Genomic DNA, 14,054 nt, shown 5'->3' with positions numbered 1-14,054 from the left:
GGGCGGCCCGGCACCCCATGCAGGGGGCCGGGCCGCCGTCGTTTCCCACGAGCCTGTGGATAACTCCGGGGCTGTCGGTGCGGGCGCCTATCGTGGACGCAGTGGTCGAGGTACGACGCACGGGGGATGGGACGATGCAGGGACGGACGGTGTCGCCGGGATGGCAGTGACGGACGGTGAGGCGCTCGCGGTGCTGCACCGGGTCTTCGGATTCGAGGCCTTCCGGGGCGAGCAGGAAGCGGTCGTCGACCATGTGATCGCGGGCGGCGACGCCGTCGTGCTCATGCCGACCGGCGGCGGCAAGTCGCTGTGCTACCAGATCCCGGCCCTGGTCAGACCGGGAACGGGAGTGGTCGTCTCCCCGCTGATCGCCCTGATGCAGGACCAGGTGGACGCGCTGCGCGCGCTGGGCGTGCGCGCCGGGTTCATGAACTCCACGCAGGACTTCGACGAGCGGCGGACCGTCGAGGCGGAGTTCCTCGCCGGCGAGCTGGACCTGCTCTACCTCGCGCCGGAGCGGCTGCGGCTGGACAGCAGCCTCGACCTGCTCTCGCGCGGCAAGATCTCCGTCTTCGCGATCGACGAGGCGCACTGCGTGTCCCAGTGGGGGCACGACTTCCGGCCGGACTACCTCACCCTGTCCGTGCTGGGCGAGCGGTGGCCCGAGGTGCCCCGCATCGCGCTCACGGCCACCGCCACGCACGCCACGCACCGGGAGATCACCGACCGCCTGAGGATGCCGGAGGCCCGGCACTTCGTGGCCAGCTTCGACCGGCCCAACATCCAGTACCGGATCGTGCCCAAGGCCGACCCGAAGAAGCAGCTGCTGACCTTCCTGCGCGAGGAGCACGCCGGGGACGCGGGCATCGTGTACTGCCTCTCGCGCAACTCCGTGGACAAGACCGCCGAGTTCCTCTCGCGCAACGGCGTCGAGGCGGTGCCGTACCACGCGGGCCTCGACGCGGGGACACGCGCCGCGCACCAGTCGCGGTTCCTCCGGGAGGAAGGGCTGGTCGTGGTGGCGACCATCGCCTTCGGCATGGGCATCGACAAGCCGGACGTCCGCTTCGTCGCCCACCTCGACCTGCCCAAGTCGGTGGAGGGCTACTACCAGGAGACCGGCCGAGCGGGGCGGGACGGACTGCCGTCCACGGCCTGGATGGCCTACGGGCTGGGCGACGTCGTGCAGCAGCGCAAGCTCATCCAGTCCGGGGAGGGCGACGAGACCTTCCGGCGGCGGGCGGCCGGGCACCTGGACGCGATGCTGGCGCTGTGCGAGACCGTGCGGTGCCGGCGCGGGCAGCTCCTCGCCTACTTCGGCCAGGAACCCGGCGCGGAGGGCTGCGGCAACTGCGACACCTGCCTGATCCCGCCGGAGACCTGGGACGGGACCGTCGCGGCGCAGAAGGTGCTGTCGACGGTGGTGCGGCTGCAGCGCGAGCGCGGGCAGAAGTTCGGCGCGGTGCAGATCGTGGACATCCTGCTGGGGCGGCGCACGGCCAAGGTCATCCAGTTCGACCACGACCAGCTCTCGGTGTTCGGCATCGGTGAGGAGCTGAGCGAGGCCGAGTGGCGGGGCGTGGTGCGTCAGCTGCTCGCCCAGGGACTGCTCGCCGTCGAGGGGGAGTACGGCACGCTGGTGCTCACCGAGGCGAGCGGGGCGGTGCTGCGCAGGGAGCGTGAGGTGCCGCTGCGCAAGGAGCCGAAGAAGCCCGCCGCGGCGCGGAGTACGGGCGGCCGGGGCGAACGCAGGGCCAAGGCCGTGGCGGCCGAGCTGCCGGAAGAGCTCCAGCCCGCGTTCGAGGCGCTGCGCGCCTGGCGCGGCGAGCAGGCCCGCGAGCAGGGCGTCCCGGCGTACGTCATCTTCCACGACGCCACCCTCCGGGAGATCGCCACGGCGTGGCCCACGTCGGTGGCCGAGCTCGGCGGGATCAGCGGGGTGGGGGAGAAGAAGCTGGCGACGTACGGGGAGGGCGTGGTGGCGGTGCTGGCCGGGATGGCGGCGCCGGGGGACGCCGGGTCCATCCGTCAGGACGGCCCGGACGTCGGGACGACGGCGCCGGGGGACGCCGGGCCCACCCGTCAGGACGGCCCGGACGACTGGCCGGACGAGGAGCCGGAGCCCGACGACTGGATGTAGGCGAGCGCGCCTCGGGCGGAGGCCGGGGCGCCGCGCGGCCAGGTGATCACCGGGGCAGGGCGTTCAGCCCCGGCGCGAAGGTGATCAGCAGCGGGACGAACGGGACCAGCGCCGCGGCGGCGGTCGTCAGGGCACGGTCACGGCGGCCGAGGCGGGGCGGCGGCTCCAGCAGGCGGTCGACGCGCTCGCCGAGCAGACGGTGGCTGGAGGAGCAGGACAGCACGCCCCGGTGCTGGTTCAGCTCGATCAGCGCCAGGGCCGTGGTCAGGTGGCCGCAGCGGCGAGAGGCCGTGTCGTCGGCGGACAGCTCCACCAGGCGGTGGGTCTGGTCGCAGAAGTGGGCGAACAGCGGGATGCGGGGGAAGCCGGTGGCCAGGGCCGTGGAGAGGTGCAGGAGCCAGTCGTGGCGGGCGCGGGCGTGGCCCCGCTCGTGGGTGAGGACGGCGTCGACCTGGTGGTCGGTGAGGCGCCGCAGCGCACCGGTGGTGACGATCAGCTGGGGCGGGCTGCCGGGCATCCACCAGGCGTCCGGGTACTCGTCCTCCAGCACCAGCAGGGGGCCGCGGGCGGCGGGGAGACCGGCGGGCAGGTCGGGGGCGCGCTCCCGCAGGTGCGCCCGGGCCTGGGCGCGGCGGCGGCGCGCCTCGACCAACTCGCGTCCGAGCATCGCCGTCGTCCAGGCCGCACCGCAGGCCAGCAGCACGGTGAGGACGACGGTCCAGGGCGAGGCGGCGGACAGGTCGTAGGCCGCGGTCACCGCGGGCGGCGCCGGGGCGAAGAGCTGGGCGCGGACGGTGCCGAAGACGGCCGCGGCGCCCAGCGCGAGCGCCGTAAGACAGCACAGCAGGACGGTGGCGACCAGGCACTGCCACACCCACAGGGCGACCACCGGCTCCCGTTCCGGCCACTTCGCCCGGGTCAGCGCCCGGGGGACGGGCACGGCGGCCGTCACGGCGACAACGCTCAGCAGGAGCAGGCAGACGGTCATGCCACGGGCTCCGGTTCCTGTCGGAAGGGGCGGCTCGGGGGCGTGCGGGTCGTGCGGAGGGGGCGCGGCGGGGGTAAGCGCGCACCGCCCGACGCCCATTATGGCGGCGAAGGGCGGTGCGGGTCAGGGGTCGTCGGAGATCGGACAGGGCCGGACGGGTCAGGGCGCGGGGACCACCCGTCCCGTGACCTCGCCGAGGCCCACGCGCACGCCGTCCGGGCCGGGCGCCCAGGCGGACAGCGTCACCACGTCGCCGTCCTCCAGGAAGGTCCGCTTGCCGTCGGGGAGTTCGAGCGGGTCACGGCCGTTCCACGTCAGCTCCAGCAGCGAGCCGCGCTCCCGCTCGGTGGGGCCGCTGACCGTGCCGGAGCCGTAGAGGTCGCCGGTGCGCAGGGACGCGCCGTTGACGGTCATGTGGGCGAGCTGCTGGGCGGCCGTCCAGTACATGGTGGAGAAGGGGCACTCGGAGACGTCGTGGCCGTTGATGGTCACGGTGATGCGCAGGTCGTAGCCGCCGGGTTCCTCGCCGCTGTCGTCCAGGTACGGCAGCAGCTCGTGGGTGCGCTCCGGCGGGGCCACGCGGGCCTCGTCCAGCGCGTCCAGCGGGGTGATCCAGGCCGACACCGAGGTGGCGAAGGACTTGCCGAGGAACGGGCCGAGGGGCACGTACTCCCAGGCCTGGACGTCGCGGGCGGACCAGTCGTTGAGGAGGCAGAGGCCGAAGACGTGGTCGCGCCAGTCGCCGAGCGCCACCGGCCGGCCCCGCTCGGACGGGGTCCCGACCACGAAGCCGACCTCCGCCTCGATGTCCAGCCGGACGGACGGCCCGAACACCGGGGCGGCGTCGGCGGGCGCCTTGCGCTGGCCGGAGGGACGGACGACATCGGTGCCGGACACCACGACCGTGCCGGACCGGCCGTGGTAACCGATCGGCAGGTGCTTCCAGTTGGGCGTCAGGGAGTCGGCGGCGTCGGGGCGGAACATGCGGCCGACGTTCCGGGCGTGGTTCTCGGAGGCGTAGAAGTCGACGTAGTCGGCGACCTCGAAGGGCAGGTGCAGGGTCACCTCGGACAGCGGGTGGAACAGCGGCTCGACGGTCTCCCGGTGCGCGGGGACGGTCACCCAGGCGGTGAGCGCCCGCCGCACGTCCGACCAGGCCGTACGGCCCGCCGCCAGCAGCGGGTTGAGGGTCGGGCGGGCGAGCAGGGAGGCGTAGGGGGAGCCCAGGGCGTGCGCCGCGGCGCCGGCGTCGAGGACGTGGTCGCCGAGCCGGACGCCGACGGTCCGCTCCGACGAGCCGGGGGGCGAGAAGACGCCGTACGGCAGGTTGTGCGGGCCGAAGGGGTCGCCCTCGGGGACATCGAAGGGGGGCATCGGGTGCTGCCTCGCTTTCGTGTGCGCGGGTGCTCCACGTGTCCGTGGCCGTGCCACACGTTACGGGCCGGACGGCGGTCTTGTGCAGAGCGGAGTTCCGGAGCCGGTGTGGGAGCCGGTGCCGGAGGTGGCTCGCGGGCGGCGAGTGCGCGGGCGCGAGGCGGACATGCAGGGCTTCCCGCTCGTGGGGCAGGAAAGCCGTCGGCTCGGCCCCCTCGTACAGCACCGCCACCCGGGCCCGTGGCCGCACCCGGCCCACGGCGGTGGTGAACTCCGGTTCCATGAAGGGGCTGCGCGGCGCGTCCGCCGGGGCGCGCGGTTCCCGCCGGCGCTCCCGTTCCCCCTCGCCGCGCTCCTCGGGCTCAGCGCGCGCACGCGTCCACTGCTCACCTGGCCGCCCGGTCAAGTCCCCCTGGACTGTTGGGAAGGTACCGCCCCATCCCGGGCGGACGGTAGACAGCGGCCGATGCTCTCGCCCAACGGTGAAAGATGCCCGATGTTCTCGCCAAACGGTGAAAGAGGCCGGAACCGGTCTCTACCCGGCGACTACGGAAGGGGAATCGCACCGAAGCGAGCGGAACCGGGCACGGTGAATCGGAGGGGCGCGTGGTCCGTATTCTCTGATCATGGCCGCACCCACCGATTGTTCGCTCATCGCCACCGACCTGGACGGGACGCTGCTGCGCGGCGACGACACCGTGTCCGACCGGTCACTCGCCGCGCTCGCGCGGGTGGCGCAGACCGGTGCCCAGCACCTCGTGGTGACGGGCCGCCCGGTCCCCAGGGTGCGGCCGCTCCTCGACCAGCTCGGGTGCACGGGGCTCGCGGTGTGCGGGCAGGGCGCGCAGGTGTACGACGCCGGCGCGCACCGGATGCTGTGGTCCGTCCGGCTGGACCGGGAACTGGCGGAGACCGCGGTCGGCAAGATCGAGGCCGAGGTGGGGGAGGTGTACGCCGCGGTCGACCAGGACGGTGTCGACGGGCTGACGCTGATCGAGCCGGGCTATCTGATGCCGCACCCGACGCTGCCCGCCGTGCGGGTAGAGCGGCGCGGCGAGCTGTGGGAGCGGCCGATCAGCAAGGTGCTGCTGCGCCACCCGCTGCTGTCCGACGACGCGTTGGCGGCGGCGGCGCGGTCGGTGGTCGGTTCCCTGGCCACGGTCACCATGTCGGGGCCGGGGACCGTGGAGCTCCAGCCGTGCGGGGTGACGAAGGCGACCGGCCTCGCGCTGGCCGCCGAGCACCTGGGGCTGAGCCCGCAGCGGACGGTCGCCTTCGGCGACATGCCGAACGACATCCCCATGTTCGACTGGGCGGCGCACGGTGTCGCCATGGCGGGCGCGCACCCCGAGCTGAAGGCGGTGGCCGACGAGATCACCACGTCGAACGAGGACGACGGCGTGGCCGTCGTCCTCGAGCGACTGTTCGGTGGTGCGGCCGTGCTGGGCCGTCAGCGGTCGGCTCAGTACGCGCCGAAGACGTTGTCGATGGAGCCGTAGCGGTCGGCGGCGTAGTTGCAGGCCGCCGTGATGTTCGCGACCGGGTCGAACGGGTCGAAGGCGGTGCCGGGCACGTGGTAGGCCTGGAAGGTCGGGTCGATGACCTGGAGCAGGCCCTTGGACGGGGTGCCCTTGGCGGCGTTGGAGTCCCACAGGTTGATGGCGGCGGGGTTGCCGGAGGACTCGCGCATGATGTTGCGGTGGATGCTCTCGTAGGAGCCCGGGATGCCGTGCTGCGCCATCACGTCCAGCGACTCGCGGATCCAGCCGTCGAGGGTGTCCGGGTACGCCGTGGCCGAGGCAGTGGTGGTGGACGTCGTGGTGGCCGCGGCGGCACCGGTGGCGCCGAACAGCGGGAGGGCGACCACGGCGACGCCGGCACCGGCGACGGCGAGGGAGCGGGCGAGGCGGCGACGGCCGAAGCGGGGCTGACCGGAAGCGGGCATGTCTGGGTTCCTCTCCTACGCCTGCGAGGTGAGCTGTCGGGTTCGGGCGGGAGAGTGCCCGGCCGTGCCCCTGCGGGCATGGCTTCACCCCGAGCCGTCCCGGTGCGATGCCCGGTGCGGCGACTTACCTGGGTCCCCCGCTCCTGCCGTGCGTGAGTTCGTCGATGGGTGTGGTGCGGGCGGTGGCAGGATTCGGCGTCCGCCCGGCAGGCCCGGAACGTATGCGAGAGCGGATGGGGGGAACAAGTGAGGGCGTCACACAAGCAGCCGTTTGATCTTCGAACGGGTGATTTGGGGTGCTTGATCCTTTGTGCTCACGGAGGGTCAACTCCCGTTCAGGGGAAGGGAGCACGCCGGACTGCGGGCGTGGCGGGCTCCACGGGCGGCGCGTGACTCACTTCACTGGCCGGGGAATGCGAGAGCATTTGCCGCCAACGGGAATTCGGTGACCAAGAGAGGTAAATCGGACGCACGTCCGGACGGGGTGATGTGGGTGCCGGTACGTCCGCCAAAGGGAGGGAATGTCCACTGCCGTCGACCCGGTCGCGAACACCCCGCCCCCGGCCCCGTACCGCCCTGCCTGTAACCCCGGGTGCCGGTGGTGATCGAAACGTGACCGGATACGCTGACTTGAGTGAGGGCAGCGACCTATCGACATTCCGTGTGATCGCCAGTGGACACCAGCAGACAGGAGACCCCTCGTGACCGTCGTCGGGCCGTTCGGGCTGAGCGTGCGGGACCAGGCTCTGGAAGCCGATGTCCAGGCCGGAATGACGGCTGTCGAGGAAGGGCTGATCGAGGCCACCAAGAGTGAGGTCCCCTTCATCACGGGCGCCGCCCAGCACCTGGTGCGGGCCGGCGGCAAGCGGTTCCGCCCGCTGCTCGTGATGCTCGCCGCCCAGTTCGGCGACCCCTACGCGCCCGGCGTGGTGCCCTCCGCCGTGGTGGTGGAGCTGACCCACCTGGCCACGCTGTACCACGACGACGTGATGGACGAGGCCGACGTGCGGCGCGGCGTGGACAGCGCCAACACCCGCTGGGGCAACTCCGTCGCGGTCCTCACCGGCGACTTCCTCTTCGCCCGGGCCTCGCACATCCTGGCCGACCTCGGCCCGGAGGCGGTGCGGGTGCAGGCCGAGGCGTTCGAGCGGCTGGTCACCGGGCAGATCCTGGAGACCGCGGGACCGCAGGACGGCCGTGACCCGGTCGACCACTACCTGGACGTGCTCGGGGGCAAGACCGGCTCGCTGGTCGCCGTCTCCTGCCGGTTCGGCGCGATGATGTCCGGCGCCGACGAGACGGTGGTGGACGTGCTCACCCAGTACGGCGAGCGCCTCGGCGTCGCCTTCCAGCTCGCCGACGACGTCCTCGACATCGCCTCCGACACCCACGAGTCCGGCAAGACCCCCGGCACCGACCTGCGCGAGGGCATCGCCACCCTGCCCGTGCTGCGCCTGCGCGAGCGGGCGGCCCGGCTGGGGCTGCCCGAGGACGTCGCCCTGTGCGAGTTGCTCGACTCCGACCTCACCGACGACACCCGGCACGCCGAGGCGCTGCGCCTGCTGCGCGCCCACCCCGCGCTGGAGCAGGCCCGCCGGGACACCGTCCGCTACGCCGAGGAGGCGCGCGCGGCGCTGGCCCCGCTGCGCGAGTGCGAGGCCAAGGCGGCCCTGGTGGAGCTGTGCGACGCGGTGGTGCACCGCGCGGGCTGAGTCCGCCGTCCCCCCTCGACCCCTACGGGGCGGGGGAGGGAACCACCCTCCGTGTCATACCCCAGCAGTACACGGAGTTGAGCCCGGGGTCTGACGCGTCCGCCCGCCGGATTTGGTCGGATGGACCACGACGGACAACACCACTTCTCACCGGTTCGGGTGAGAATGGCGGCTCAGGGCGAGACTGGTGCGTGGACACGAGACGGAAGCCGCCGCCGACGACGGAGGGCACACATGGCACCGTACGAATCCGACCACACGACCACCGCGGGAGAGGCCGGCGAACCGCGCACGAGGCGGCGCAGGGCCGCGCGGTACGTCGTCCCGGTCACGGTGATGGGGGTGGCGGCCGCGACCATCGGGCTCGTCCCCGCGATCGCCAGCTCCGGCGACCCCGACCTGCCGGAGATCACCGCCGCGCAGCTCATCGAGAAGATCGCGAAGTCGGACGTGGAGCAGCTGTCCGGCACCGTGAAGATCACCACGGACCTCGGGCTGCCGGACCTCGGCGGCCTGGAGAGCGGCCTGATGTCCGGCGCGGCGGAGCAGGGCGGTGACGGCGGCTCCTCTGCCGACCCGTCCGCCAAGCTCACCGAACTGGCGTCCGGCACGCACACGCTGAGGATCGCGGCCGACGGCCCGGACCGGCAGAAGGTGTCGATCCTGGAGGACGCCGCCGAGTACAGCCTGATCCACGACGGCGAGGACGTCTGGGGCTACGACAGCGGGTCCAACGAGGTCTACCACGGCACGGTCGACGCCTCCGGCGAGGACCGTGAGCGGCAGCCCCCCGCCACCCCGGAGGACTTCGCCGAGGAGGCGCTGAAGGCGGTCGACGACACCACGTCCGTGACCGTCGACGGCACCGCCCAGGTGGCCGGCCGGGACGCCTACAAGCTGGTCGTCGAGCCGAAGCAGTCCGGCTCCACGGTGGGCGCGATCAGCATCGCCGTCGATTACGAGACCGGCATGCCGCTGAAGTTCACCCTCACCCCGTCGAGCGGCGGCGCGGCCGTCGTGGACGTCGGCTTCACCAAGGTCGACTTCGGCAAGCCGGCCGCCTCGACGTTCGAGTTCACCCCGCCCAAGGGCGCGAAGGTGACCGAGGAAGGCGCGCTCGGAGACGGCCGGGAGCACTCCGGGAAGCCGGAGCGGGCCCCGAAGTCCGAGGAGGACCTGGCCAAGGGTCTCGACGGGATGAAGACGCTCGGCAAGGGCTGGAACACCATCGCCACCTTCGACGGCGGCGCCCCGGGCGGCCTGCCCACCGGTGACGCCGGCGGTGACCTCGGCGGCTTCATGGACTCGCTCGGCGACCGCGTCAAGGGCGACTTCGGCACCGGCACGGTGTTCAGCACCCGCCTGATCAACGCCCTGGTCACCGAGGACGGCACGGTCTATGTCGGCGCCGTCACCAAGGACGCGCTCGTGAAGGCGGCCGACGCGGGGAAGTAAGGCCCCGGGACCTTACGACGTGACAGGGACGAGGGAGCCGATGGACGAGGCGCCCGCCAGGGAGCCGGACGGCGCGCACCCGGGTGACGGAGTCATCGTCACCCGGGCGCTCACCAAGCGCTACCGCGGCGGACAGCTCGCCGTCGACGGTCTGCACCTGACCGTCCCGGAGGGCAGCGTCTTCGGCTTCCTCGGCCCCAACGGCTCCGGCAAGACCACCACCATCCGCATGCTGATGGGCCTGATCGAGCCGACCTCCGGCACGGCGCGCGTCCTGGGGCGCCCCATGCCCCGCTCCGCGCGCGCCGTGCTGCCCCACGTCGGCGCCCTCATCGAGGGCCCGGCCCTCTACGGCTTCCTCTCCGGCCGCGACAACCTGCTCCGCTACGACGCCGCCGACCCGACCGCCGATCCGCGCACCCGGCGCGCCCGTGTCGCCGCCGCACTGGACCGGGTGGGCCTGACGGCCGCCGCCGGCAAGAAGGCGAAGGCGTACTCCCTCGGCATGAAGCAGCGCCTGGGCCTCGCGGCGGCCCTGCTCCAGCCGCGCCATCTGCTCGTCCTGGACGAGCCGACCAACGGCCTCGACCCGCAGGGCATGCGGGAGATCCGCACCCTCGTGCGCGAACTGGCCTCCGACGGCACCACCGTCTTCCTCTCCTCCCACCTGCTCGACGAGATCGAGCAGGTGTGCACGCACGCCGCCGTGATGGCCCGGGGCAGGCTGATCACCCAGGGCCCGGTCGCCGACCTGGCCGCGGGCGCCCGGGGGCGGCTGGTGGTGACCACACCGGACCCGGCGGAGGCGGCCCGGGTGCTCAAGGAGCAGGGGGTCGCCGATGTCGTCGTGGAAGAGGAACGGGTGACCGGCGAGGCACCCGAGCGCGACCTCGCCGAGGTCAGCGCGGCGCTGGTGAACGCCGGCGTCCGAGTGCGCGGCTTCGGAGTCGAACGGGCCTCGCTGGAGGACGCGTTCGTGGCGCTGACCGGGGAGGGATTCGATGTCGCGGGCTGACGCGGCGCTCCGCAGGCCGAACCCGCTGTGGTCCGCCGGCCTGTTCCGCAGCGAACTGCTCACCACCTTCCGGCGCTGGCGCACCCTCGCCCTGCTCGGTGTGCTGGCGGCCGTACCGGTCCTGGTCGGCATCGCCGTGCGGATGGAGACCGGTGACGGTTCGTCGGCCGGGGGCGGCGGGGGCGGGCCGGCGTTCATCTCCCAGATCACCAACAACGGGCTGTTCCTGGTGTTCACGGCCCTCGCCGCCACGCTGCCGTTCTTCCTGCCGATGGCGATCGGGGTCGTCGCGGGCGACGCCCTGGCCGGCGAGGCGAACGCCGGCACCCTGCGCTACCTCCTCGTCGCCCCCGCCGGCCGGACCCGCCTGCTGCTCACCAAGTACGCGACGGTCATGGCGTTCTGTCTGGTCGCCACCCTCGTCGTGGCGGTCTCTGCCCTGATCACCGGCGCGCTGCTCTTCCCGCTCGGCGACCTCACGACCCTCTCCGGCACCCGGATCGGCTTCGCCGAGGGCCTGGGCAGAGCCCTGCTGACCGCCCTGGTCGTCGCCGCGTCACTGACCGGAGTGGCGGCCCTCGGCCTGTTCGTCTCCACGCTGACCAACAGCGGCGTCGCGGCGATGGCGACCACGGTGGGCCTGCTGATCACGGTGCAGATCCTCGACCAGATCCCCCAGTTGCACGCCCTGCACCCCTACCTCTTCTCCCACCACTGGCTGTCCTTCGCCGACCTGATGCGCGAGCCGGTGCACTGGGACGACCTGACCAGGAACCTCGGCCTCCAGGCCCTCTACGCGGCCGTGTTCGGCTCGGCGGCCTGGGCGCGGTTCACGACGAAGGACATCACCGCGTAGGAGACGCGAGGGCCCGGGCGAGCCGTCGGATGCGACGGTCCGCCCATGGGCGACTCCCCCGCGTACTCCGTTCGCGGCGAGGCGCCGGGCGAGGTGCGGCCCGGCCCGGTGGACCGTGGGGGTCAGGCCGCCTCGTACGGGTAGCGGGCGAGGGGTGCCTCCCCGGCGAAGAACGTCTTCGCCCGGGTCAGGGCGCCGGTGTCGTTCAGGACGTCACCCGGCTTGCTGCCGTTGCCGAGCAGCACCCCGCCGAACCGCATGCCCATGTACGCGGCCGAGTGGTTCAGCGTGCCGATCAGCGGGTCCGCGACGGCCGGCTCCTCGTGGGCGAGGGCGGTCACGCCCCACAGGGTGCGCTCCGCCATCGCCGCGTGGAAGTCCAGGCCGGGAGTGCGCAGCCAGCCCGCCCAGTGGTCCAGGTAGCGCTTGGTCTGCGCGGACACCGAGTACCAGTACAGCGGCGAGGCGATCACCACGTCGGTCGCGGCGAGGGTGGCGTCCAGGAGCCGCGCCACGGGGCCCTCGGTCGGGCGGACGTGGTCGCTGTCGTGGCGCAGGTCCTCGAAGTCCGGCAGGGGGTGGTCGGTGAGGTCGATCCACTGCTGCTCCACGTCCGGGGGCAGCTGTTCGGCGGCCCGGCGGGCCAGCAGCTCGGTGTTGCCGTGGGGGCGGGCACTGCCCAGGACGAAGAGGAAACGGCGCGTCATGATCATCCCCTAAATGCTCGGCGTACGCCAATTGCAGGCTCCTGCATCTTATGTACATGCAAGCAGATGTCCAAGGGGCTTTCGCCGCAAGGGGATTCAGGCGGTGGCCCCGCGCCGTTCCGCCTCCCGTGCCACGGCGAGCAGCAGATCCTCCCGGCCGTGCGCCGCCACCAGCTGGAGCCCCGCCGGGCAGCCGTCGGCGCCGAATCCGGCCGGCACGCTGAGCGCGGGGTGCCCGCTGACGTTGAACGCCCAGGTGAGCGCGGTCGAGTAGCGGTCACCCGGGCCCTCGTGGCCATGCGGCGCGGTGGGTGTCGTCGGGGTGAGCAGCAGGTCGGCGCCGGAGAAGAGGACGTCCAGGCGGCGGTCGTTACCGGCGCGGACACGATGGGCGCCGGCCCGGTCGGCACCGGGGGTGCGCAGGCCCGACCAGGCCCGGGCCGGGTCCAGGAGCACGGGAGGCTCCGGGCGCCGCACCAGCCGTACGGTTCCCGCCTCGACGAGCCGGCCGGCCGCCGACCGGGCCAGGGCGGCCTGCTCCGGGTCGGGCCGGGCGAAGCCGAGATCGGGGGACCAGACGGCGGGGACCGGGAAGTCCGCGGGCGCCCGGTCCGGTCCGGCCGGCCGGACCACCCCCCACCAGGCCGCCGCGTCCGCGGCCGTCCGGGCCAGGACACCGGGTGCGGCCAGCCCCGTACGGTCCGGCGACGCGAGGCGGCCGCCGGTGACCTTCAGTCCGACCACCCCGCACCACGCCGCGGGGATCCGGACCGAGCCCGCCCCGTCACTGCCCGTCGCCAGCGGCACCAGCCCGGCCGCCACCGCCACCGCGGCCCCGGCCGACGAGCCGCCCGGCGTGCGGTCCGCCCGCCACGGGTTGACCGTACGGCCGTGCGCGCCGAGCCCCCACGTCCGCCACGGCGTCCCCGGGCCGGGCACTGAGGTGGCGCCCACGGCGACACAGCCGGCCGCGAGCAGCGGGCCCGCCGCCCGCAACCCGTACCGTCCCTTCACCGCGAGCGGCACCCCGGCCAGCGGCAGGCGCTCACCGGCGGCGACGCGCGCGTCCACCTCACCCGCCCGCCGCAGCGCCTCCTCGGCCCACACCTCGAGGAAGGCGCAGAGCACCGGATCGGCCCGCCCGATCCGCTCCAGCGCCTGAGCGACCACGTCCACCGCACGGAGCGCGCGCCCGCGCACGGCGCAGGCGATCTCCCGCGCGCCGCCGTCTCCGCTCAGCGCCTCGCCCCCGTCAGACGGGCCGGCGAGTCCGTCCCGTGCGGTGGCCGGCCCCTCACGTCGCCCAGGCGCCACTCGGGCACCCACGGCACCCGGTACACGTCGATCACCGACTCGACCAGCCGGATCCGCTGGGCGAGGGGGCGGGGCAGCCGTCCCGGCGCGTCCGCCACCAGGACGACGGCCTCCAGGTCGAGCCCCCGGGGCGCTTCGCCGCGCCGGAACGCCTCCACGGCCGGGACCACCGCATCGAGCCCGGCCGCGTGGGTCCGGGCGACGAACAGCACCGACCTCGGACCGGCGGGTCCGGGCCACGCGCGTCCGCTGTCGTGGCCGCCGTAGACGGCGGCGAGCGTGGAGACGCCGGCACCGCCGTGCAGGCCGACCCAGGAGAAGCGCCGGGCCGTCGCGTGGGGGTGGGCGGGCTCCGGCGGGGCCGCCGCCTGCGCCTCCGGGGCCGCCACCGGCCCTCGGATCCAGATCTCCGGTCCCTGTCGCATGCCTGTCCGCATGCCCCCTCTCCTGCTCGCCACCTCGATCCTCATGCCGGCGGGCGGGACGCGAACCGGGGCCTGCGGCCGTTGGGACGAGCCTGTGACAACGCGGTGACGTGAGAATCGCGG

At 73.6% G+C, this 14,054-nt stretch carries 12 protein-coding genes and 1 riboswitch; of the genes, 6 read left to right on the top strand and 6 right to left on the bottom strand.

Annotation, left to right across the window (positions count from 1 at the left end; genetic code table 11):
* Positions 1 to 160 precede the first annotated feature (160 nt).
* On the top strand, positions 161 to 2,140 hold the full coding sequence (gene recQ, locus ACZ6A9_RS03725) for a DNA helicase RecQ (protein ID WP_468977447.1): 1,980 nt from the start codon (positions 161 to 163) through the stop codon (positions 2,138 to 2,140).
* 46 nt (positions 2,141 to 2,186) lie between these two features.
* On the opposite strand, the gene ACZ6A9_RS03720 is transcribed toward recQ, so the two are convergent.
* Entirely contained in the window at positions 2,187 to 3,128 is a 942-nt protein-coding gene (locus tag ACZ6A9_RS03720; protein WP_468977445.1) for a M56 family metallopeptidase, read from the bottom strand.
* A 159-nt stretch (positions 3,129 to 3,287) separates the two neighbouring features.
* A complete protein-coding gene (fahA, locus tag ACZ6A9_RS03715; protein ID WP_468977440.1) occupies positions 3,288 to 4,502 on the bottom strand; it encodes a fumarylacetoacetase in 1,215 nt (404 codons plus the stop codon).
* Between the two features lie 626 nt (positions 4,503 to 5,128).
* Here fahA and ACZ6A9_RS03710 point away from each other — a divergent pair.
* Positions 5,129 to 6,001, top strand: a complete 873-nt coding sequence (locus ACZ6A9_RS03710; RefSeq protein ID WP_468977437.1) for an HAD family hydrolase — start codon at positions 5,129 to 5,131, stop codon at positions 5,999 to 6,001.
* On the opposite strand, the gene ACZ6A9_RS03705 is transcribed toward ACZ6A9_RS03710, so the two are convergent.
* Positions 5,965 to 6,447 (bottom strand): transglycosylase SLT domain-containing protein, encoded by a 483-nt coding sequence (locus tag ACZ6A9_RS03705; protein ID WP_468977434.1) that lies wholly within the window; start codon positions 6,445 to 6,447, stop codon positions 5,965 to 5,967. The two genes, ACZ6A9_RS03710 and ACZ6A9_RS03705, sit on opposite strands and share 37 nt — an antisense overlap.
* A gap of 3 nt (positions 6,448 to 6,450) precedes the next feature.
* Positions 6,451 to 6,621: riboswitch (cyclic di-AMP (ydaO/yuaA leader) on the bottom strand.
* Between the two features lie 527 nt (positions 6,622 to 7,148).
* Here ACZ6A9_RS03705 and ACZ6A9_RS03700 point away from each other — a divergent pair.
* The 4 genes from ACZ6A9_RS03700 to ACZ6A9_RS03685 all read left to right on the top strand — a co-directional run bounded on the left by ACZ6A9_RS03700 (position 7,149) and on the right by ACZ6A9_RS03685 (position 11,485).
* Positions 7,149 to 8,159: a polyprenyl synthetase family protein gene (locus tag ACZ6A9_RS03700; RefSeq protein ID WP_468977429.1), complete on the top strand. Its 1,011-nt coding sequence runs from the start codon at positions 7,149 to 7,151 to the stop codon at positions 8,157 to 8,159.
* 234 nt (positions 8,160 to 8,393) lie between these two features.
* The gene (locus tag ACZ6A9_RS03695; RefSeq protein ID WP_468977426.1) at positions 8,394 to 9,614 is read left to right on the top strand and encodes a LolA family protein; all 1,221 of its coding nucleotides are present in this window, start codon (positions 8,394 to 8,396) and stop codon (positions 9,612 to 9,614) included.
* A 40-nt stretch (positions 9,615 to 9,654) separates the two neighbouring features.
* Positions 9,655 to 10,629 (top strand): ATP-binding cassette domain-containing protein, encoded by a 975-nt coding sequence (locus ACZ6A9_RS03690; RefSeq protein WP_468977423.1) that lies wholly within the window; start codon positions 9,655 to 9,657, stop codon positions 10,627 to 10,629.
* Positions 10,616 to 11,485, top strand: a complete 870-nt coding sequence (locus ACZ6A9_RS03685) for an ABC transporter permease (RefSeq protein ID WP_468977419.1) — start codon at positions 10,616 to 10,618, stop codon at positions 11,483 to 11,485. The genes ACZ6A9_RS03690 and ACZ6A9_RS03685 overlap by 14 nt, the downstream gene beginning before the upstream one ends.
* Positions 11,486 to 11,607: 122 nt before the next feature.
* Here ACZ6A9_RS03685 and ACZ6A9_RS03680 read toward each other — a convergent pair whose 3' ends face one another.
* The 3 genes from ACZ6A9_RS03680 to ACZ6A9_RS03670 all read right to left on the bottom strand — a co-directional run bounded on the left by ACZ6A9_RS03680 (position 11,608) and on the right by ACZ6A9_RS03670 (position 13,943).
* Positions 11,608 to 12,192 carry a flavodoxin family protein gene (locus tag ACZ6A9_RS03680; RefSeq protein ID WP_468977960.1) on the bottom strand — a complete coding sequence of 195 codons (585 nt, stop codon included), beginning with the start codon at positions 12,190 to 12,192 and terminating at the stop codon, positions 11,608 to 11,610.
* A 96-nt stretch (positions 12,193 to 12,288) separates the two neighbouring features.
* Complete coding sequence (locus ACZ6A9_RS03675; RefSeq protein WP_468977416.1) at positions 12,289 to 13,368, bottom strand: amidase family protein; 1,080 nt, start codon at positions 13,366 to 13,368, stop codon at positions 12,289 to 12,291.
* Between the two features lie 59 nt (positions 13,369 to 13,427).
* On the bottom strand, positions 13,428 to 13,943 hold the full coding sequence (locus ACZ6A9_RS03670) for a DUF6668 family protein (RefSeq protein ID WP_468977413.1): 516 nt from the start codon (positions 13,941 to 13,943) through the stop codon (positions 13,428 to 13,430).
* Between the last annotated feature and the right edge of the window lie 111 nt (positions 13,944 to 14,054).

It is taken from the genome of Streptomyces sp. NPDC041124 (assembly GCF_055592385.1).
The sequence above is the reverse complement of the archived record's forward strand: the minus strand, read 5'-3'. Positions and strand labels throughout refer to the sequence as shown.

Excerpts from the sequence above, each read along its gene's own strand:
- recQ (WP_468977447.1), top strand. The coding sequence starts at position 161 with ATGGCAGTGACGGACGGTGAGGCGCTCGCGGTGCTGCACCGGGTCTTC.
- ACZ6A9_RS03720 (WP_468977445.1), bottom strand. The coding sequence starts at position 3,128 with ATGACCGTCTGCCTGCTCCTGCTGAGCGTTGTCGCCGTGACGGCCGCC.
- fahA (WP_468977440.1), bottom strand. The coding sequence starts at position 4,502 with ATGCCCCCCTTCGATGTCCCCGAGGGCGACCCCTTCGGCCCGCACAAC.
- ACZ6A9_RS03710 (WP_468977437.1), top strand. The coding sequence starts at position 5,129 with ATGGCCGCACCCACCGATTGTTCGCTCATCGCCACCGACCTGGACGGG.
- ACZ6A9_RS03705 (WP_468977434.1), bottom strand. The coding sequence starts at position 6,447 with ATGCCCGCTTCCGGTCAGCCCCGCTTCGGCCGTCGCCGCCTCGCCCGC.
- ACZ6A9_RS03695 (WP_468977426.1), top strand. The coding sequence starts at position 8,394 with ATGGCACCGTACGAATCCGACCACACGACCACCGCGGGAGAGGCCGGC.
- ACZ6A9_RS03690 (WP_468977423.1), top strand. The coding sequence starts at position 9,655 with ATGGACGAGGCGCCCGCCAGGGAGCCGGACGGCGCGCACCCGGGTGAC.
- ACZ6A9_RS03685 (WP_468977419.1), top strand. The coding sequence starts at position 10,616 with ATGTCGCGGGCTGACGCGGCGCTCCGCAGGCCGAACCCGCTGTGGTCC.
- ACZ6A9_RS03680 (WP_468977960.1), bottom strand. The coding sequence starts at position 12,192 with ATGACGCGCCGTTTCCTCTTCGTCCTGGGCAGTGCCCGCCCCCACGGC.
- ACZ6A9_RS03670 (WP_468977413.1), bottom strand. The coding sequence starts at position 13,943 with ATGCGGACAGGCATGCGACAGGGACCGGAGATCTGGATCCGAGGGCCG.